General features: G+C 39.8%; 18 protein-coding genes. 10 read left to right on the top strand and 8 right to left on the bottom strand.

The annotated features are described in order from the left end of the window. Positions 1-81: 81 nt before the first annotated feature. Both RMY00_RS15110 and RMY00_RS15105 read left to right on the top strand, forming a co-directional pair. Positions 82-1446: a hypothetical protein gene (locus RMY00_RS15110; RefSeq protein ID WP_322648315.1), complete on the top strand. Its 1365-nt coding sequence runs from the start codon at positions 82-84 to the stop codon at positions 1444-1446. A 1205-nt stretch (positions 1447-2651) separates the two neighbouring features. Further along, entirely contained in the window at positions 2652-3041 is a 390-nt protein-coding gene (locus tag RMY00_RS15105) for a hypothetical protein (protein WP_322648314.1), read from the top strand. 227 nt (positions 3042-3268) lie between these two features. Here the strand turns inward: RMY00_RS15105 and RMY00_RS15100 are convergent, their stop codons facing one another. From RMY00_RS15100 to RMY00_RS15085, 4 genes are all read right to left on the bottom strand, one after another. Beyond that, positions 3269-3835, bottom strand: a complete 567-nt coding sequence (locus RMY00_RS15100) for a 3'-5' exonuclease (protein WP_322648313.1) — start codon at positions 3833-3835, stop codon at positions 3269-3271. A gap of 41 nt (positions 3836-3876) precedes the next feature. Then, positions 3877-4311, bottom strand: a complete 435-nt coding sequence (locus RMY00_RS15095) for a hypothetical protein (RefSeq protein WP_322648456.1) — start codon at positions 4309-4311, stop codon at positions 3877-3879. Between the two features lie 120 nt (positions 4312-4431). Then, on the bottom strand, positions 4432-5694 hold the full coding sequence (locus RMY00_RS15090; protein ID WP_322648312.1) for a response regulator: 1263 nt from the start codon (positions 5692-5694) through the stop codon (positions 4432-4434). A gap of 263 nt (positions 5695-5957) precedes the next feature. Continuing rightward, a complete protein-coding gene (locus RMY00_RS15085; RefSeq protein WP_322648311.1) occupies positions 5958-7847 on the bottom strand; it encodes an ATP-binding protein in 1890 nt (629 codons plus the stop codon). A gap of 349 nt (positions 7848-8196) precedes the next feature. Between RMY00_RS15085 and petN the strand changes: the two genes are divergently transcribed. The 6 genes from petN (at position 8197) to RMY00_RS15055 (ending at position 13205) form a co-directional block, all read left to right on the top strand. Then, entirely contained in the window at positions 8197-8286 is a 90-nt protein-coding gene (gene petN / locus RMY00_RS15080) for a cytochrome b6-f complex subunit PetN (protein ID WP_012408302.1), read from the top strand. A gap of 7 nt (positions 8287-8293) precedes the next feature. Further along, positions 8294-8455 carry a hypothetical protein gene (locus tag RMY00_RS15075; protein ID WP_322648310.1) on the top strand — a complete coding sequence of 54 codons (162 nt, stop codon included), beginning with the start codon at positions 8294-8296 and terminating at the stop codon, positions 8453-8455. A 154-nt stretch (positions 8456-8609) separates the two neighbouring features. Next, complete coding sequence (locus tag RMY00_RS15070) at positions 8610-11738, top strand: GAF domain-containing protein (protein ID WP_322648309.1); 3129 nt, start codon at positions 8610-8612, stop codon at positions 11736-11738. A 183-nt stretch (positions 11739-11921) separates the two neighbouring features. Then, complete coding sequence (locus RMY00_RS15065; RefSeq protein ID WP_322648308.1) at positions 11922-12377, top strand: DUF29 domain-containing protein; 456 nt, start codon at positions 11922-11924, stop codon at positions 12375-12377. Between the two features lie 215 nt (positions 12378-12592). After that, positions 12593-12865 carry a hypothetical protein gene (locus tag RMY00_RS15060; protein ID WP_322648307.1) on the top strand — a complete coding sequence of 91 codons (273 nt, stop codon included), beginning with the start codon at positions 12593-12595 and terminating at the stop codon, positions 12863-12865. Further along, complete coding sequence (locus RMY00_RS15055) at positions 12852-13205, top strand: type II toxin-antitoxin system PemK/MazF family toxin (protein WP_322648306.1); 354 nt, start codon at positions 12852-12854, stop codon at positions 13203-13205. Before RMY00_RS15060 ends, RMY00_RS15055 begins: the two co-directional genes overlap by 14 nt. On the opposite strand, the gene RMY00_RS15050 is transcribed toward RMY00_RS15055, so the two are convergent. Beyond that, complete coding sequence (locus RMY00_RS15050) at positions 13179-13358, bottom strand: hypothetical protein (protein WP_322648305.1); 180 nt, start codon at positions 13356-13358, stop codon at positions 13179-13181. The genes RMY00_RS15055 and RMY00_RS15050 overlap by 27 nt on opposite strands. A 122-nt stretch (positions 13359-13480) precedes the next feature. Here RMY00_RS15050 and RMY00_RS15045 point away from each other — a divergent pair, with 122 nt between their 5' ends. Next, the gene (locus RMY00_RS15045; RefSeq protein ID WP_322648304.1) at positions 13481-14617 is read left to right on the top strand and encodes a hypothetical protein; all 1137 of its coding nucleotides are present in this window, start codon (positions 13481-13483) and stop codon (positions 14615-14617) included. Beyond that, positions 14614-16104: a WD40 repeat domain-containing protein gene (locus RMY00_RS15040; RefSeq protein WP_322648303.1), complete on the top strand. Its 1491-nt coding sequence runs from the start codon at positions 14614-14616 to the stop codon at positions 16102-16104. Before RMY00_RS15045 ends, RMY00_RS15040 begins: the two co-directional genes overlap by 4 nt. A 134-nt stretch (positions 16105-16238) precedes the next feature. Here the strand turns inward: RMY00_RS15040 and RMY00_RS15035 are convergent, their stop codons facing one another. The 3 genes from RMY00_RS15035 to RMY00_RS15025 form a co-directional block, all read right to left on the bottom strand. Continuing rightward, positions 16239-17645, bottom strand: coding sequence for an NAD(P)(+) transhydrogenase (Re/Si-specific) subunit beta (locus RMY00_RS15035; RefSeq protein ID WP_322648302.1), 1407 nt, complete (start codon positions 17643-17645; stop codon positions 16239-16241). Beyond that, a complete protein-coding gene (locus RMY00_RS15030; RefSeq protein WP_100900811.1) occupies positions 17642-17935 on the bottom strand; it encodes an NAD(P) transhydrogenase subunit alpha in 294 nt (97 codons plus the stop codon). Before RMY00_RS15030 ends, RMY00_RS15035 begins: the two co-directional genes overlap by 4 nt. 149 nt (positions 17936-18084) lie before the next feature. Next, positions 18085-19257, bottom strand: coding sequence for a Re/Si-specific NAD(P)(+) transhydrogenase subunit alpha (locus RMY00_RS15025; RefSeq protein WP_322648301.1), 1173 nt, complete (start codon positions 19255-19257; stop codon positions 18085-18087). Positions 19258-19530 lie beyond the last annotated feature (273 nt).

Genomic DNA, 19530 nt, shown 5'->3' with positions numbered 1-19530 from the left:
GAGCTATTAATTTCAACCCCACGGACTGGAAGAGGGACGTGAACAACCAATGAAATTGCTGTCATTTAGTGGAGGTGCATCTTGCCTAAATCAATTGTTCAAAGAATTGCAATGCCGTACCCCTTCGTGGAAGCAAGCTACGCGCAGCGTCTGTCTAGGACACGCTCCGCGAACGTAGAGAAAGGGGTTCGGTTTGCAACTATCGTATTCTCATCTGTTGCAGTAGTACTCACTACGTTTCAATCTGCTTTTGCACAGCTCAATATTGGACGCTATGGTATCCAACAAGGACTGGAGTATGAGTATCTCCAGTACCAAATCAATAACCAGAATCTGAGCCAGATGCGAGTCATTCCTGGATGTGATGTGGGATTTGGTCTGACTTGCAATAAAACTGGATCGGTAATCCAGCGATTATTGGATTTAAACGACGGAACTAACTATCAAAACCTTTTGATACGAGCAGCTGGTGGAGAAGAAAACTTCCAGAATTTTGCTAGCTTTTACGGTAACAATCCCAATCTCTCTGAAGTGCCTTACGCCTCATTTTGGAGAAACCAATCCCCCACAATCATGGATGGTTCTCAATACCTTCTTGGACAACCTGTTGGTCGGAATCCAGTAGAAGGACTCGGACTTGTAACCAAGCAGTTTTACTGGTCACCATATTCAGGAACCAATAACTCAGTTAGCCTCCGTAATGGATTAATAGACTTGAAGTTGTCATACGGACGACTACTCTTTGAGGAAGCCTCAAAAATCCCTAACATTAAGGAGCAGATTCAGTCTTTAGGTCTGTCGCCAGAGATGACGAATTTCTATTTCAATAAAATCTCTACAGGCTTGAATGCGTTGAATTCTGGAAATTCAAACCAACTCCAACAGAGGATTTTTGAAGTACTATCCTTTCCATACTCTGAAAATGGTGGGGAACTCGGACGTCCCATTAACGCGATTCCACAGGAATTTAGTCAGCTCTTGGGAGAAGATATCCCAGGAGATATATTGCTGAGTGATAATCCACTAGCGTTGGATGGAGAAGTAATGGGCCTCGATACTTCCCCTGCCTCTGTGGGAGATGTTTTGGTACAAGACAGTCCTGATTCCTTTCCACTCTGGCCAATATTTGGAATTGGGGGTCTTGCTTTAATTCTGCTTCTACTACTGAATGGCGATAGTTCCTCAGCTCAAGCATCTGTTTCATCTATTTCTTCAAAAAATACACCTTTGTCTCTCACCAGCACAGGCGAATGCGATCTGACTCCCAGTGGTAATGGTTCTGATCACACACAGATCATTGAGGTTCCGTGTAATGTTACTCCTAAAACCCCTACCGAAGTGAAGAAGGTAGTGGAGCCATCAATGATCAAAGCGCTTTTATTGCTAATTGTTCTACTATGCATAGTCGGTTACAAACACCGCTCTTTAAAAATCCGTAATTCATAATTCTTACAGCAGCTTTAATTTCTGTAAGGGTACAGTAATGCTCATTGGTGTCAAATTAAGGTAAAAGTCATGTCTTGCACAAAACTAAAGTTCCATGCGGGTGAAGGAGCCAATAGTAAGCTATTTCTAGGCTTTTGTTAACACGTATGAGTAATACTGTGCCCTACAGTACAAGTCTATTTACCTGGCGATCGCTTGTAAAAGTTTTCAGGACTTACGTAACTGGCAATACTGCGTAGGTTTTGCCTAAAAAATAACTCTAATGTAGGTTAGATTGAAAAACGTAGACCCTTTCGCGGAGCGTCTGGTAGAGTCGTCTTTAGATAACTTTCACTATTAGATTGGTGAATTCGTTCTGAGGCGGGTTAGATAACAGCTAGATGACAAACAATGAAATACCCCTAACATTAGTTGTCAAGTAATTTGAGCAAAAATACTCAAGAAAATAGAATTAATCACTGCCAATGCATGGGACTATTTACACGCACTCCAAAAGCTTCATCTTCAGCGAAAACCCTCTACTAGAGAAGCTACCAATGCAAAAACCATTACACTCAATACTTTTGTAATAAATCTAACTTACAAAATCGGATGATTTTAATATTTATAAACTTTTAAAGTATTTTTGCGTATATTTTAACATAAAAACATCTAGTTATAAAGCTCATAATCTAATTTCTCCCCTTGGGTATATAACTGAAAAATATAAGCAAAACTCTTGGCAGATATGGCTAAAGTTTTATTTTGCTAAACCTATAATTAAACCCTTATAAACATTAGAACTTGATCTACTAAAAAATGTGTAGTGATTTGTTTATTAAAAAACAGATCAATAAACTTAAACCCTAAATATCGTTATCTTCCAAAGTTTTTTGATATTTCTATCAATATGGAAGATTTATAACTTTGCCATGATTTAGGAAAATCAAGTTTTGTTTATAAAATTATGCGGAATCTTGTAAAAAATGACTATATATTCCTAAAAAACAGTGTCATCAATTTAATTTTGATGACACAATAATAGTCAGGATATATTTTCAAATAACTAGCTAGTACCGCAGGGCGGAAGTCAAAAGTCAAAAGTCAACATGAATACAGGGTAATAGTTTCGTTGATTTGGAATGGGTGGTTTATTTATGCCGTGCTGTACTAGTGATGGCTAGTAAAAATCAAGAAACCAAAGACATATAGTAAAGGTAAATAATATGTATCATTCTCAAATGTTGCCGACAAATGTAGCAACCAATAGTAAGTTACATCAAGTAATCGTGAGTGAAGCAACAAAAGATAAAGCACAAACGCATGAATTAACTATTACTGATATAGCGATATCTTTATCTCCTGTTGGCTTTGTAATTAGTTGGATGGTTTTTTTTCTAATATTGCGAAAAATCCGGACACTTTTAGATTATAAAATTGTGTTTCCTGCCAAAACTTTACACAAACTTCCCTGTAAAAACTGTAGTTTTTATTCTAATAATCATTATCTAAAATGTGCGGTAAATCCTTCTATTGTTCTCACTGAAGAAGCAAAGAATTGCTCTGAATACTCACCAAATAAGAAACATTCTTCCTCCAAAAATCCTTTTGTATAGATATAATAGTTATTAATCTGATACCGTATGAGTAACAGAAGCTACATATTAAATAAGTTCTTTAGCTGGTAACGCCTTGGTTTGGATAGCGGCGATCGCCTGTCTTTTTCCGTCACGTTTATCTAACTGTACCCTGATTAAGTTGAATTACTAACCAAGTGAGATAAATACCGAAAGCCCTATATCTTCGCAATGCACCGCAACAGTTGAAGATAGTAAGTTACTACTTACCCATTATTCATCTTAGTTTTAATCTGTCTGTAGATAGCTGCAATATTGCGAGCATCATCAATGCCACGATGGTGTGTACCTTTTAATTGTATCCCCAACTCATTGAGAGCCTGTGCCATGCCAAATTTTTTAGACACACCAAGATATTCTGAAAATTCCTCTTTGATATTGATGTGTTCAGAACTAAAAGGATAAGGGAAATTATGAAACATGCAATCTTGAATAAATTGCTTTTTATCGTAATTGCCCCAAGAACAAAAAATATGATTGGGAAATGAATAAATCCATTCTTTGAAGCGAGAAATTGCCTCTATAAATTTTGGTGCTTTGTCAACATCTTGCTGACGAATACTAGTCAATTCGGTGCAAAAACCTGTTAGTTGCGGATGTCTCACAGGTTGAATGAATTGCTGAAACTCGGAATCAATTTCCCAAGTTGTTCGATTGAGCATCACTGCGCCAATTTCGATAATTTCCATTTCATGGCGGGGAATACTCCCACTGTCAGAGCATGTAGCCTCTAGATCGACTATCAGATAATAGTGAGATATTTTAATATCCATATTAGTAATAATTTATATTTTTATTTAGGGACATAGGGAGTTTAGATTGATGAAAAAGGTTTAATCCAACGAAGTTGAATAGCGACATTAACAGCGATCGCAGGCAACGCAAACCACAACACACTTTCTCCCGCCAACACCAAAAAAGGCCAAATTGTGCTATTAGAATTCCAGCCAAGTTCTATCTGAGTTAATCCCCGCACTAAGCCAAAAGCCAGTACACCACCAGCTTTGAGTTGGGGATTTTTATCTGAGCGGATGATATAACGGTAGGTAACACCAAATAATAAGCCAGTAAAAGTTGCAACTGCACCACTTAGCCACAAGTGCCAGTCAAGATCATTTTGCAGACATGCGAGTGTCTGAAAATACTTTGCCAGTACGAAAGTATTCAACAAACTAGAAAGAGCAAAAGCAAAACACACAGATAAACCCCCAATTATTCCAGCTTTCAGGGATTCTAGGCGTTCTGCCATCAGTTGAGCATCTAAAATTGAGTTCACTCTATATAGAAATTAGGAATTAGGTATTGGGATTTTCCTTACTCTTCAGTATGATAAATGCTAAAGCAGCGTTGTAATTAATTAAATGCTGCCTTATGCGGGAATTTTGATAATAAACTCGCTTCCCATACCTGGTTGAGAATTCACTTCTAATACACCTTTGTGTTTCTCTACAACTATTTGATATGCGATCGACAAGCCAAGTCCAGTACCTTTACCAACGGTTTTTGTGGTAAACAACGGCTCAAATAAGCGCTTTTTAAACTGTTCAGGAATACCAATCCCATTGTCAGCAATCCGAATTATAACTAATTGTTCAGAATCTATTTCTGTTACAATTTTAATCTGAGGAATTAGATTGATTATTTTACCTAGAATTATAGCTTCATCAAGGGCATCAATTGCATTTGCCAAAATGTTCATAAATACTTGATTCATCTGCCCAATATAGCAGTTTACTTCTGGTAATACTCCATAATTTTTAATAACCTTGATGCCGGGACGCTCGCCATTAGCTTTGAGGCGGTGTTGCAAAATTATTAATGTACTATCTAGACCTTGGTGCAAATCAGCAGATATTTTAGTATCACTATCCGAGCGAGAAAAGTTGCGGAGTGAATTAGAAAGGTTCTGAATTCGTTCGCTTCCTACTTCGAGAGAGTTCAAAATTTTTACCATGTCTTCAAGAATGAAATTAATATCCAAATCCTTAATAGCAGTGGTAATTTTGGCTGTTGGGTTTGGATACTCTTGTTCATATAGTAAAAGCAACTTCGTTACTCCTGAAATGTATTCTTGCAAGGGTGGAATATTGCTGGAAATAAAGTTAATGGGGTTATTGATTTCATGGCCAATACCAGCGATTAACTCTCCGAGTGTTGATAGTTTCTCTTGCTGCACTAGTTGGACTTGAGCTTGTTGCAAAGCCTTGGTGCGATCGCTAACTTGTTGTTCCAAAGATTCAGTCAATTGTTTGAGTTGTAAATGTACGCGCACTCTAGCAATGACTTCCTCATGTGCAAACGGTTTAGGGATATAATCTACTGCACCAAGGGAAAATCCCTTAGTTTTGCTTTCCGTATCCGCTAAGGCAGTGGTGAAAATAATTGGAATATTTTGGGTAACAGGATTGGCTTTAAGGCGGCGACAAGTTTCAAAACCATCAATACCGGGCATTTGTACATCCAGCAAAATCAACTCTGGTTGATTGCGTTCGGCTTGAGCGATCGCAGTTTCTCCATCGACTGCAACACGGAAACGAAAACCCTCACTATTGAGTGCTTCACACAGGACAGATAAATTTGTCGGATTATCATCCACAATCAAAATAAATCCGTTATTTGCAGTTTTACCCATGATGAATTTTAAATTGAAATTTAACTCAAATTAATTGATGTATTCTTGAATAAAAGAATTTAGGAGCCAGAAGTCATAATAGGTTAAACGCCCCGCTACTGCTAACAGAATAGAATCAGCATAGTAAGTTAATAACTTATTAACTTAATGAACCTATTGATTGGGAAATTTATATACTAATAAAAAAAACTAATGCGCTTTCTGCTAAACTATCAAGTATTGAAATATTTTTGCAGATTGTCTTATTTATTCTGACTTCTGAATTATGACTCTTGAATACTTACAAGAAAAGTTTCCAGACGTTTGAGTTGGAAATTACTAGCAAGTTGGATAATATGCTGGGTAAAAATGCTTAAATGATTATCAGATGCAGAAAGTTTTTCAGCAAGTTCTAAAACTTTTTGAATATCGCCGTCTTGTGTCAGATCGAGCAACTCTTGTAAAACCTTTTTAGCAGGATAAATCATCTCATCTGATTGATTTAAACCACCTGTATAGGTTTTTTTGATTGCGTCTACCTTAACGTCAAAAATCCATTCCAGTTGCAAAAATTGTCGTAGTATTTCCAGCAGCGTTTCAGCTTCTATAGGCTTTGGTAGAAATGCATCTGCACCGATATCAATACTCTTGTGCTGGTCGATAGCAAATACACTGGCTGACGAAGCGATGACAGCAATCTCTTTAAATGGCCCAGACTGGCGCAAACGTTCAATCAACTCAAATCCATTCAATACAGGCATCACTAGATCAGTGATAATTATATCTGGTTTGTAGACTAGAGCCTGTTCCCATGCTTCCTCACCCTGGCTAGCTTCTACAACAGTAAACCCAACAGGCTCTAGTAAATTTACAATTACTGATCGGTTTTCCCATTTGTCATCTGCAATCAAAATGGTGCGCCTTTCTCCTTGATAACCAATAATGCTTCCCTGCTCAATCACTCTAGAAACTTTTGCCCAGTCTTTAGATTCTGGCAATTTTGCCTCAAACCAAAAAGTGCTACCTTTACCTAAGATACTTTGCACCTGAATTTGACTACCCATCAACAAAACAATTTGTTGGCTAATTGCTAATCCCAAGCCTGTACCTTCAGATTGTCGTTTCTGATTTCCCACTTGCTCAAAAGGCTGAAAGATTTTTTCGGCTTGTTCAGGGATTATACCCGTGCCGGTATCTATTACCTGAAAGCGAATTTTATAATCAGTTTTTCCATTGGCGTTTGACTCTTGATCAATGACCTGAACTTTGAAGGTGACACTACCTTGATTAGTAAATTTTATTGCATTACTAAGCAAGTTAATCAGTACTTGCCGCAAGCGTTTTTCATCAGCATGAATGCCTATTGGCAAATCAGGATCGAGTTCGACATGAAATGCGATAACCTTTTGTTCTGCCCGGATGCGGCAAATTTCAGTCACGCTATCTATAAAGGCAGGTAGGTAGAAATCTACAGGATACAATTCTAGTTTTCGGGCTTCTATTTTAGAGAGATCCAGGACATCATTAATTAGGGTTAAAAGATGAGAACCACATTGATAAATAATGCCAACTCCTTTGCGTCCTTTCTCACTTAAAGATTCTGTGCGTTGGAGAATTTGTGTATAGCCCAGAATACCGTTAAGAGGTGTGCGTAGCTCATGACTCATATTAGCGAGAAATTCACTCTTGGCTTGGCTAGAGTTTTGAGTGACTTCTTGTGCAACGCGTAGTTCTTTTTCGATGTGCTTGCGTTCTACAATTTCAGTTGAAAGTACTCGATTGATAACTTCTAACTGCGCTGGGCTAGGTAGTGTTAGAGCCTGAGGCATGAGATGAAATAATGCAAATGCCGTATATATTGAAATAATGGCAGTTAAAGCTTTTAAACCACCTGCAATCCAATAGTCTGGATGCCAAAGCGTCCAAATATCCATCAAGTGTCCAGTACCGCAGGCAATGATAAAAGCACCAAATAACATAAAGACTCCATTGAAAGGAACGTCTTTGCGTTTGGAAATAAAGTAAATCAGTAGGAAGGGAATGGAATAATAGGCTAGAGCGATCGTGGCATCAGATATAATGTGGAGCCAAACTAATCCAGTTTTCCAGAGATAACAATGTCCGTGGGCAACAAAACCATTAGAGTGGAAGGGATAGTTGAAAAACGTCGGCATGATACTAGGGGTGGCTAGATTTGAAATATATACGCACAACCCTAGTATTCCCAAACTATCAAGTGGGAAAGCGCGATCGCTAATTTTTTACATTTGTCTTTATTAATGCCTGAAGTAGCAGCGTACCAATAAAAATGGTGTATCATTTGCAACATCTAATAGCCCCCACTATCTTTAGGAGACGCTGCGCGTAGCTTGCTTCCACGTTCGCGTAGCGATGGCAAGGTCAGTGACCATCGTAGACATCACACGTCCAACTTATAATCTCATTTATAAACAAATCTCAGCCTGCCCAATCCCTGTATGATAAATATTAGAAACCTTTTGTAATTATTTGAAAAGCGGGACTATGGAGATTTTGACACTAGGTTGGGTATCACTGTTAGTTGTGTTTACTTGGTCAATTGCAATGGTAGTTTGGGGACGTAACGGACTGTAGAGGCATCGTGGAAAGTCCATTTTTGAGTATTTTGACAATAGTAGCCGTAGTGCTACTCGTAGTAGTCACTGGTGGTATTGGTTATTTAACCGTGGCAGATTGGCGCGATCGCCGTCGCCGAGATGATGACAAACGTACCAGCCGCAGCGCCACTCCTAAGCGGCGATAATTTTCTCGTGGTTGAGAAATGTTTTTGTAGGGACACGATAATATCGTGTCCCTAAACTATTTTTTATGGCATTCCCTGAAAAGAACTGTTACCTTTGCGATCGCAACGGGAATCATGAGATAGAAGACTTCTAATATTTAAAGTCCCACTGGGAATGGAAAACTCCTCTACAACTCAACCCATAGAAGCAAATTCACAACAGCAAGAATCTCATTCAGATGTGACATCCTCCTTACATCAGAATGAGCAACAAAAAGCCTTATCTGGAGTTATTGCCCGCATCCGCGAGTCTCTAGATATAGAAACCATCTTCAAAATTACAGTTACTGAAGTCCGCCAGCTTCTGAAAAGCGATCGGGTTGGCGTGTTTCTTTTCTATCCTGATTTGGCATGGGAAGGGGAATTTATCTATGAAGATGTGGCAACAGAATGGGATTCGGCACTAGCAGCCAAATTGCGCGACCACTGCTTTAGTGAGGAGTTCGCAGGGCTATATCAGCAAGGTCGGATTAGAGCAATAGCTGATATTTATCAAGTTAATGCTAGTGATTGTTACATCCAGATTTTAGAAAGATTCCAAGTACGTGCTAGTATAATTGCCCCCTTGATCAAAGGTAAAGATTTATGGGGATTGTTGTGTATTCATCAGTGTAGTAGCCCTCGGCAATGGGAAACATCAGAAATTGAGTTTGTGCAATTAATCGCCGGACATCTGGGAGTTGCTTTACAGCAAGCAGATTACCTAGAACAAGTAAAACTACAATCAGCAGAACTAGCACAAGCAAAAGCCAGAGAAAAAGCAGCCCAATGGCAAAGAACCATCGCCATAACCGTTGAGAAAATTCGTCAGTCTCTAGACTTAGAAAACATTTTCCACACAACCACTGGAGAACTTAGGCAGCTGCTAAATGCTGACCGTGTGGCTATTTATCGCTTCAATCCCGATTGGAGTGGTGAATTCGTGTTTGAATCAGTGGCAGAGGGTTGGATTTCCCTCATAGATGAGCAATTTCACCGGCCAGAAGTGAGTGAAAACGTCAGTGAATGTAGCGCCAAAGATTTAGCTAAACCTCCAGTCGCTGACACTTATTTACAAGATACAGAGGGTGGTAGCTTCAGTCGCTGTGAGGTGTACCGTGTTTGTAATGATATTTACAATTCAGGCTTTAGTAACTGCTACATTAAAATTTTAGAGATATATCAGGCAAGAGCTTATGTGATCATTGCCATTTACCACGGTCAGAAGCTGTGGGGCTTGCTAGCAGTTTATCAAAATGCCAGAACCCGTGATTGGCAAAAAGATGAGGTTTACTTGCTTACTCAAGTAGGCACACAACTAGGTGTAGCTTTGCAGCAAGCAGAATTTATCCAACAAATGCAAACCCAAGCAGCAGAGATCAGCAAAGCTGCCCAAAGACAAAGAGCGTTAGCGAACACCGTAGAAAAAATTCGTCAGTCTCTTGATATTGAAGCTATTTTTAAAACCACAACTCAAGAAGTCCGTCGGTTATTACAAGTAGAACGAGTAGCAATTTATCGCTTCTATCCTGATTGGAGTGGCGAATTTGTCGCTGATTCTATTGTTGATGGTTGGACACCAATGGTTAAGCCGCAGCCTGTGACAGCAGAAGGCGTTTTTCTACAAGGAAAGCAAGCGGGTAAGTATGCACGAAATGAAGTTTTTGTCCCAATTTCTCAGGGCGAGAAGTTGTGGGGATTGCTAGTAGCTTATCAAAATTCCCAACCTCGTTATTGGCAAGATGAGGAAATCAATTTATTAGCACAAGTTGGCGCTCAATTGGGGGTAGCACTACAGCAAGCTGAGTCTTTGAAACAGATGCAGGTGCAAACCCAAAAACTGGCTCAAGCTGCTGCACGAGAACGGAAAGCAGCCGAAAGAGAAAAGGCATTAGCCACAACAGTAGAGAAAATTCGCCAGTCTCTTGATATTCATACCATCTTTGCCACCAGTACAGAAGAAGTCCGGCGGCTATTGGAAGTTGATCGAGTGACAATCTATCGATTCGGGGCTGATTGGAGTGGCGAATTTGTTGCTGAGTCTTTAGCTCAAGGTTGGACACCAATAAGGGAAATTGTACCTGTAGTTGCAGATGATTATTTACAAGAAACGCAAGGCGGAAGGTTTGCTAATGCCAAAAGTTGTGCCATTAAAGACATTTACAGCGCCAATTATTCTATTTGTCATATTGCTCTGCTTGAGCTAATGCAGGTTAGGGCATATATAATTGTGCCGATTTTTCAGGGTGAGAAACTTTGGGGATTACTAGCAGCTTATCAAAATATCAAGCCCCGTGATTGGCAAGAGGATGAGGTAGATTTGCTGATGCAAATTGGTACTCAGTTGGGGGTAGGACTTCAACAAGCGGAATTACTCGAACAAACTCAACGTCAAAAAGAAGAAATTACCCAGACTCTTAAAGAATTACAGCACACTCAGAGCCAGTTGATTCAAAGTGAAAAAATGGCAGGTTTAGGGCAGTTAGTTGCTGGTGTAGCACATGAAATTAACAACCCGATTAGTTTCATCTATGGCAACATCACTTATGTTACTGAACATGCCGAAAATTTATTAAAATTACTGCGCCTCTATCAAAAACAGTATCCTAAGACAACAGGAGAAATTCAAAAGCAAGCAGCAGCACTGGATTTAGATTTCATTAGTGATGACTTGCCTAAAATCCTGACTTCAATGAAGATAGGGGCAGATCGAATTTCTCAGCTAGTCTTATCATTGCGAAGTTTTTCTCGACTTGACGAAACAGGAATGAAGCCCGTTGATATTCATGAAGGCATCGACAGTACTTTGTTGATTTTACAGCATCGATTGCAACCAGAGACTAATTCTTTTGTTATTGAGGTAGTTAAACAATATGGTGAATTACCTCCATTAGTCTGCTATGGGGCCCAGATGAATCAGGTATTTATGAATATTCTCAACAATGCGATCGATGCATTAGAAAACTCAGAAAAAGCTGCAAAAATAATTGACAATCCTAAAATTTGGATTCGTACAGAAGTTATCGAAGGGAATAGTATTCTAATTTGGATTGCTGACAATGGTTGTGGAATTCCAGAGATTAAGCGATCGCGCATTTTTGAACCTTTCTTTACCACCAAACAACCTGGACAAGGTACTGGCTTAGGGTTATCTATTAGCTACCAAATTATTGTGGAAAAACACGGCGGTAATATCAAGTGTGTTTCTGAACCTGGCAAAGGCTGTGAGTTCTGGATAGAAATCCCGATAAAACGGACAATTTAGGCGTTAGCGATGCTTGCGGTAGCCTTTTCTAGGTAACACTACGCGTATCTTTACGCTTTTTTTGTCTGATACGGAGGCGCAAAAAAAGAATAAAAAATGCAATACCTGCCGTAAGCTACGCTAACACACACTCTGAAATAAAAGAAGTAATGTTAAAATTATATATCCATAAAGGAGAAGATTATGAGCAATCAATCTGTTCCTAAAACCAATAGTCTCTATGCACAAGATTATCATTTGTGGTTAGAACACACTGTTAATTTATTAAAAAACAAAAAATTTTTAGAATTAGATTTAGAAAATTTAATTGAAGAAATTGAAAGTATGGGAAGGAGTGATAAAAATGCTTTAAGGAGTAATCTTAGAGTGCTTTTAATGCACCTTCTCAAATACAAATTTCAACCCCAGAACCGATCCAATAGCTGGTTATATACAATTTATGAACATCGTCAAAGATTACAAGAAGCATTTGTAGATAGTCCTAGCTTAAAATACTATTACACGGAAGTTTTTGACAATTGTTACCAACACGCTCGAAAAGAGGCATCTATTGAAACAGGGCTTCCTCTATCTATTTTTCCTAAAGACTATCCTTTTTCTATTGATGAAACCTTAGATTCTGACTTCTTCCTAAATTAATCATAATCGCAGAGTAGAGATTTTTCAGGTGGTGCCTTTTCTACGAGAAACTACGCCACTACGCCAATGCCTACGCCTTTTTTAACAAACCACAGAGGCGCAAAGGACACAGAGAAATCAGAGAAGAGGCGATACCCGCGGTAAGCTACGCTAAGGCATACTGTAAACGCCATATTTTGATTAGGATTAATAATAGATCGACTCTATAAACTTATATGCAAATCAAAGAAATTCTGCAAGCACTTCCAAGTTTGAGTATAAGCGATCGCCTAAAGATAGCTGAATCAGCCCTGCAATTGGTTCTTCAAGAAAAACACTCACTCACCAAAGATCAGCAAAAATGCCAATTAACATTAGCGGCTGTGACAGCTATTGCAGACTATGCATCTGGTAGTGAATTAGATATATTTTCTGACTTAGAAGGAGAAGACTTTTGCGACTATCCAGATGAAGACTTACACAACTCAGTAAATTATGTACAGAGGTGAAGTCTGGTTGATTAATTTAGATCCAACAGTCGGGACAGAAATTAGCAAAAAACGTCCTTGTATCATAGTCAATGATGATGCCATTGGAATTTTACCTTTGAAGGTTATTGTCCCAGTTACAGATTGGAAAGAAAGATATGCTGTTAGACTTTGGATGGTGCGGCTGGAACCAAGCACAGAGAATAGTTTAGCTAAAGTTTCTGGTGTAGATACTTTTCAAATACGTTCAGTTTCAGAAACAAGATTAGTTAGAAAACTAGGTAAACTCTCCGACTCAGAAATGCAACTTATTTCTCAAGCATTAGCTGTTGTCTTAAATATTTCTCATCCAATGTCTTAGCGATCGCTTTTTTAACGAACCACAGAGACGTAGAGGACACAGAGGGAAGAAGAGAGCGATGGCACCGTGGAGTTTTGGCGATCGCTCTTTTCTAGTCACATAAGATTTAGTATTGTTACACTCCATTATTACTAAGTAAAATTGCTGAGGCATTTTGTCCTTGTCTAACCCAAAATGGTTCATGGCTGACAATAATATCTTTATTTAGCTACTAAGTAAAGCTTCGAGATTATTTTGTCAATCAATAAAAAGCACTTATATAACTGGAGATAGTCTTGAATACTTACACAGTAATTATGCTAGGCCCATCTGGATCTGGCAAGACCGTTTTTTTGGCGAGTATGTATAAGAAGCTATCCACGCAGGGAGAGCATGGCTTCTTTTTAGAAGTTGATGGAGCAGAAAAAAGAAAGCGGCTGAACAACATCTATACACAAATTGCAGTTGATGAGAAATGGCCAAAAGGGACAACATATAGCGAAATATCAGAATGGACTTTCACTTGTCGTGTTCAGACAGAAAACCTGCCAATTTACTCAGCTTGCAAATTTGCCTATTTGGATTATGCTGGTGGCAGGCTAACAGATGAAATGGAAGAAGAAGACGCTGCATTTGAGAGCAAGCTTAAAGAAGCGGAAACTATGCTGGGATTGTTAGACGGTCAAAGGCTTTCTGCATTAATGCGTAATGAAAAGCTAGGAAAACTTTGGGCTATAAACGATTTACCCAATATGCTTCATGTAATGCAGAATAGTAACAAACCAATTCACTTTGTTATTAGTAAGTGGGATATTATACAAGGAAACTTTACATTAGATCAAATACGTGATCGGTTGCTACAAATTGAAGAATTTAGAAATCTTGTAAAAGTGCGTAACAAAGCGGGTACACCAGTGCGCTTAATTCCAGTAAGTGCAGTAGGTATGGGTTTTGCTAAATTGCAACCAGATGGCAGTATGGCAAAAACTGGGGAGTTACCGCAACCATTTCATGTAGAAGTACCCTTGGCTTGTGTTTTGCCAGATATGATACAAAGCCAGCTAGAGGAACTTATGAGAAAGAAGCAAGAACAACTTAGTATACCAATTGAAGTTAAACCAAACTTGAGTTTTTGGGACAGGTTAGGTCAAGCTTTTGGCAGTGGTCTAAAAATTGTGCAGCAAATTTTACCTAAAAAGTATCAATTTGCTGAAGATATCCTACAAAAATTGATTGAGTATGCTGAAGAACCAGCACAGAAGAAACAAGAAGCAGCAGTTAGAAGAACTGATGAGCTTCGTCGTGAACAGGCTGCATCACTCAAGGTAGTTGTCGATGAAGAAACCGCGCTCAAGCACGTAATCAATTGCTTCTTATCTATTAGAAATAAACTTGATTACACATTTCCAGAATCGGATATTACTTTGCTATGAAAAGTATTCAGGCTTGGGGGTTCTTAGTAAGCCGTAATCAATACCTTGATTACAGGACAGTTGTAGCTCCTAACTTCATGTGTCAAGCTGGTGCATCTAGTATACTTGCTAAGGCAGCAGAAGGAGATTTGACTGAAAAAGGTTCTGCCTTATATCGTGAAATTCATAATTCTAAGGTTGGGAATCTTACTTTAATTTTCCGCGTTATCGAAGCGACTGCGGGAGACACAGGTGTTTCAGGAAATGGAGTTCTAAAAGATTCATTTGGGAGAGAAATCTATTTGATAGAAGGTATTGTTTTAAAAGACATAATGCCAGATATTGTAACTACTCAAGAAAATATTGAAGAAATTCACAATCGGCTTGTAGAGCATTATCGTAATTTTTGGGACTGTAGTACATTAAATTCTGCTATATCCTCAGATTCTTTTACTTTGCAAGCGGACAAAAATTTAGATGATTGTTTGGACTATCATAAATTAAAGGAATATATCGTAGGTGTTCAATCTAACGCACCTTCTGGAAAAACCAATTTAGAAGAAGTAAGTAATATAGAACAAATTCACTCATGGCGTTGTATATTTATCGGAGAACGTAAAAGTGAAATTCACTCAGTTGCTTTTTTTCCTGACGCAGATTTGCTTGCTATTCGATACGATCTACATCACCAAAAAATTATTGTTTGGAATTGGCGTGAAAATAAGCTAATTTTTAAGTTTAGAGGTGAATATATACGAATAGGTAGCTACCCTACTCCAGCAGCTATCAGTAACGATGGAAAATTTATTGCTAGTGCAGTGATAGAGTCTTGGGATCAAAATGTAGTTAAGTTATGGAATCTTAGCACAAATGAAGAAAAAAGCCTTTATGGGCATGGTATTTCCGGTTTGAGAAGAGTTTATACAATAGCTTTCAGCCCTGACAACAAAATTATTGCTAGTGCAGGCCAAGATTACAAGATTAAGCTATGGGATGTTAAAGAAGGATTGGAAATTGATACTTTAGATGGCCATTCAAGTGCAATAAAATCTATAGTTATTAGTCCAAATGGAGAAACGCTTGCTAGTAGCGATGGGCATGGACTAATTAAGTTTTGGAATTTGAAAACCAGGAGAGAAATTCGCAGTATAGAAGCTAGTAAATTACCCATAAATTCACTAGCTTTTAGCCCAGACAATCAGATACTTGTTAGTGGTGGTGATGACTATAGGCTTAAGCTTTGGAATGCAAAGACAGGAAGAGAAGTTTGTACACTTGGACAGCACTCAGCCCCAGTAAACTCAGTTGCTTTTAGTCCTGATGGTAAAATAGTTTCCAGTGGGAGTGATGACTGTAAAATCAAAATTTGGCAATTAAAAAGTAAACCTGCTATTTGTGTTCTTTCTGGACACACTAACGCAGTCACATCAGTAGCTTTTAGTCCTGATGGTCAAACTATTGTTAGTGGTAGTAAGGATTGTACAATTAGACTGTGGCAGCATATCTAAAGCGTCGTTCGTTTTTGTAAAAACCTATCGGGAACATTTGGTTTAATCCACTAATAAAAAAACTTGCCTCAGAAGCATCACACCCCCAAGGCAAGCCAGTTATCTAAATTCTTCCTTCGCGCCTTCGCGGTTCGTTAAAGTTGCTTCACTTCCGAAACCAACTTCGCCACCATATCCTTCGCGCTACCAAAAAGCATCGTCGTTTTATCCTTGTAGAACAACTCATTATCTACACCAGCAAAACCCGTACTCATCCCGCGCTTAATCACAATCGTCTGCTTTGCCCGATCTACTTCCAAAATTGGCATACCATAAATCGGGCTATTTTTATCACTCCGCGCCGCCGGATTTACCACATCATTTGCCCCAATTATTAAAGCCACATCTGCTTGTTCAAACTGGGGATTAATATCATCCATATCGTACAACTGCGTATAAGGCACATTTGCCTCTGCCAGCAACACATTCATGTGCCCCGGCATTCTGCCAGCAACGGGGTGAATGGCATACTTGACATCAACGCCCATACGTTCTAGCTGATCTGATAATTCCCGGACGCTGTGTTGCGCTTGAGCTACTGCCATACCATAACCGGGCACAATTACCACAGAACGGGCATAACCCAACATCATCGCCCCTTCTTCAGGATCAATACTGCGGACGGTTTGATCAGTTGCACCACCACTAGCAGCACCACCGCTAGAACTAGAACCTGTACCAAAAGCGCTGAACAGCACACTGAAGAGAGAGCGGTTCATCGCCTTACACATAATCTCGGTGAGGATTAAGCCAGATGCTCCTACTAAAGCACCAGCGATGATTAACATATTGTTCATCACCACAAATCCAGCCGCCGCCGCCGCCACACCTGACAAGGAGTTCAACAGCGAGATTACTACTGGCATATCGCCGCCACCAATGGGGATGACGAACATCACACCCAACACTAAGGAAACAGCTACCACTCCCAAGAATATGGGTAAGCTATCTGGCGTGATGATTAAATAGGCACTACCTAATAAATAAGCACCCAAAAGCAAGAGGTTAAATGGTTGCTGGAATGGAAATGTAATCGGGGAACCGCTAATTAAACCTTGCAATTTGGCAAAGGCTAAAAAGCTACCCGTGAAGGTAACACCGCCGATTAACACGTCCAACAGCATGGAAATGTTCACATCTAGGGGTATCGGCTGAGAACTATCTAATAACCGCCAGAATTCGGCAACGGCTACTAATGCCGAAGCCGCACCCCCCAAACCATTGAGTAAACCCACCATTTGGGGCATTTCGGTCATTTGGACTTTGTAGGCAACGATCGCACCAATTCCCGAGCCAATTGCCAAGCCCAACAATATCATCTCGTAGTTCAACACATGCTGATCCAGCATTGTTGCCACGATCGCCAGTAGCATCCCCACAGCCGCTACGATATTACCGTTCCTCGCTGTAGCAGGTGATCCCAGCTTTTTCAAGCCCAGAATGAATAACGATGCAGCGACTAAGTACGTCAGCTGAATGCCAGTTGGTAAAAAGTCGCTCACGCTTTAATCTCCTTCTTCTTGAACATTTGCAACATTCTGTCTGTCACTAAAAAACCACCCACAACGTTGACTGTTGCCAATACCACAGCAATCAAACCGAGAATTACTGACACACTTGTGTCTCTCGCACCAGCAGCAACTATTGCTCCCAGTACCGCAATCCCAGAAATCGCGTTTGAGCCTGACATTAAGGGCGTGTGTAAAGTCGGTGGGATTTTATTGATGACTTCAAAGCCAATAAAAGATGCCAATACAAATACAAACAAAGCAGCAAGTAATGCCTCTGTCATGAAATCAAAACTCCTTTTAGGAATGGGTATTGGTACTGGGTATTGGGTACTGGGGATTGGGTATTGGTGTATTGGGTACTGAGAAAGTATTGCTAAGTATCTATTTCCTAGTCCCCAGTCACTAGTCCCTAGTCCCTAATTCCCAGTCCCTAATTAACCGCCGGTTGTTGAGTATTCAAAGCTTGTAGCGCATCCCGCACTCGTTGATTGCGAATTTCACCTGCGTGGGTAACGCAAGCTGCATCAACGATGTCGTCGCCAAAGTCCACCTGCAAAGCTTTGTCTTTAATTAGCAATTGCATCAACGATGTTACGTTCTTGGCATACAATTGGCTGGCGTGAATTGGCATCGATGATGGAAGATTGATGGGGCCGATAATTGTCACACCGTTCCAGACAATATCTTTACCTGGTTCGGTACAAGCGCAGTTACCACCCTGTTCAGCAGCCAAATCTACAATCACTGAACCTGGTTTCATTTGTGCCACCATTTCTTCTGTAACTAGCCGTGGTGCTTGTCTCCCAGGAACTTGAGCAGTGGTAATCACCACATCAGAATTTTTGATGTGTTCAGCGACAACTTCTTGGGTACGTTGTTTGCTAGCTTCAGAGATTTCCTTGGCATAACCGCCAGCAGCAACGGTTTCTTCGTCTAATTTGACTTCAACGAATTTTGCTCCTAAGCTTTGCACTTCTTCTTTGACGGCGGGACGGATATCAAAGGCTTCTACCACTGCTCCCAAACGTCTAGCGGTAGCGATCGCTTGCAATCCCGCTACACCAGCGCCCATAATAAATACTTTCGCTGGAGCGATCGTACCTGCGGCTGTGGTTAACATCGGAAAATATTTTGGTAATGCAGCTGCGGCAATTAATACAGCCTTGTAACCTGCTAATGAAGCTTGCGAGGACAAAGCATCCATACTTTGCGCCCTAGTAGTACGGGGAATCATCTCCATACTCAAGGCTGTAACTTTACGATTTGCTAGTTGCTGTGCTACAACGGGGTTTCCCAAGGGATTGAGGAAACTGAGTAAAACAGCCCCTTCCTTTAACAAGTCAATTTCTGAGCGTCCATCTTCTCGCTCTTGTGGTGGGCTAACTTTCAACAGAATATCTGTTTCACCCCATAATTTGGCAGTATCGCTGATTATTGTGGCTCCTACCGCTTCATAGTCAGAATCGCCAAAAAATGATCGTTCTCCTGCACCTGTTTCTACCCAAACTTCCAAACCTTGTTTTACCAATCGAGCAACGGTGTCAGGAATTAATGCTACACGACGTTCACAAACTTCAATTTCTTTAGCAACTGCTATTCTCATGAAATCTCCTGAAGATAAATACCTAATCTCTGCCAAGTAAGCGATTGTCTAGATGAGGCGTGTCCCGCACTCATAGTACTTAGGCAGGAACATCATCCATGAATTTTACTTGTAGATTGAACCTTGAAACTTTCCTCTCCCACTCTTAGCTATCCAGGCAAAGCCTGACTTTGCCGCTCGCAGATGTCATATTTTCAGATAGTTGCAAACAGGGTTACGTATTGCACATCCTAAATTGATTCCCAAATTTTGCATCTTTATCTTTAGCTTATT

Origin of the sequence: Nostoc sp. ChiVER01 (assembly GCF_034531155.1) — a bacterium.
GTDB lineage: Bacteria > Cyanobacteriota > Cyanobacteriia > Cyanobacteriales > Nostocaceae > Nostoc.
The sequence above is the reverse complement of the archived record's forward strand: the minus strand, read 5'-3'. Positions and strand labels throughout refer to the sequence as shown.

Coding starts and splice junctions, on each gene's coding strand:
- RMY00_RS15105 (WP_322648314.1), top strand. CDS start 2,652: ATGTATCATTCTCAAATGTTGCCGACAAATGTAGCAACCAATAGTAAG.
- RMY00_RS15100 (WP_322648313.1), bottom strand. CDS start 3,835: ATGGATATTAAAATATCTCACTATTATCTGATAGTCGATCTAGAGGCT.
- RMY00_RS15095 (WP_322648456.1), bottom strand. CDS start 4,311: ATGGCAGAACGCCTAGAATCCCTGAAAGCTGGAATAATTGGGGGTTTA.
- RMY00_RS15090 (WP_322648312.1), bottom strand. CDS start 5,694: ATGGGTAAAACTGCAAATAACGGATTTATTTTGATTGTGGATGATAAT.
- RMY00_RS15085 (WP_322648311.1), bottom strand. CDS start 7,847: ATGCCGACGTTTTTCAACTATCCCTTCCACTCTAATGGTTTTGTTGCC.
- petN (WP_012408302.1), top strand. CDS start 8,197: ATGGAGATTTTGACACTAGGTTGGGTATCACTGTTAGTTGTGTTTACT.
- RMY00_RS15070 (WP_322648309.1), top strand. CDS start 8,610: ATGGAAAACTCCTCTACAACTCAACCCATAGAAGCAAATTCACAACAG.
- RMY00_RS15065 (WP_322648308.1), top strand. CDS start 11,922: ATGAGCAATCAATCTGTTCCTAAAACCAATAGTCTCTATGCACAAGAT.
- RMY00_RS15060 (WP_322648307.1), top strand. CDS start 12,593: ATGCAAATCAAAGAAATTCTGCAAGCACTTCCAAGTTTGAGTATAAGC.
- RMY00_RS15055 (WP_322648306.1), top strand. CDS start 12,852: ATGTACAGAGGTGAAGTCTGGTTGATTAATTTAGATCCAACAGTCGGG.
- RMY00_RS15050 (WP_322648305.1), bottom strand. CDS start 13,358: ATGCCTCAGCAATTTTACTTAGTAATAATGGAGTGTAACAATACTAAA.
- RMY00_RS15040 (WP_322648303.1), top strand. CDS start 14,614: ATGAAAAGTATTCAGGCTTGGGGGTTCTTAGTAAGCCGTAATCAATAC.
- RMY00_RS15030 (WP_100900811.1), bottom strand. CDS start 17,935: ATGACAGAGGCATTACTTGCTGCTTTGTTTGTATTTGTATTGGCATCT.
- RMY00_RS15025 (WP_322648301.1), bottom strand. CDS start 19,257: ATGAGAATAGCAGTTGCTAAAGAAATTGAAGTTTGTGAACGTCGTGTA.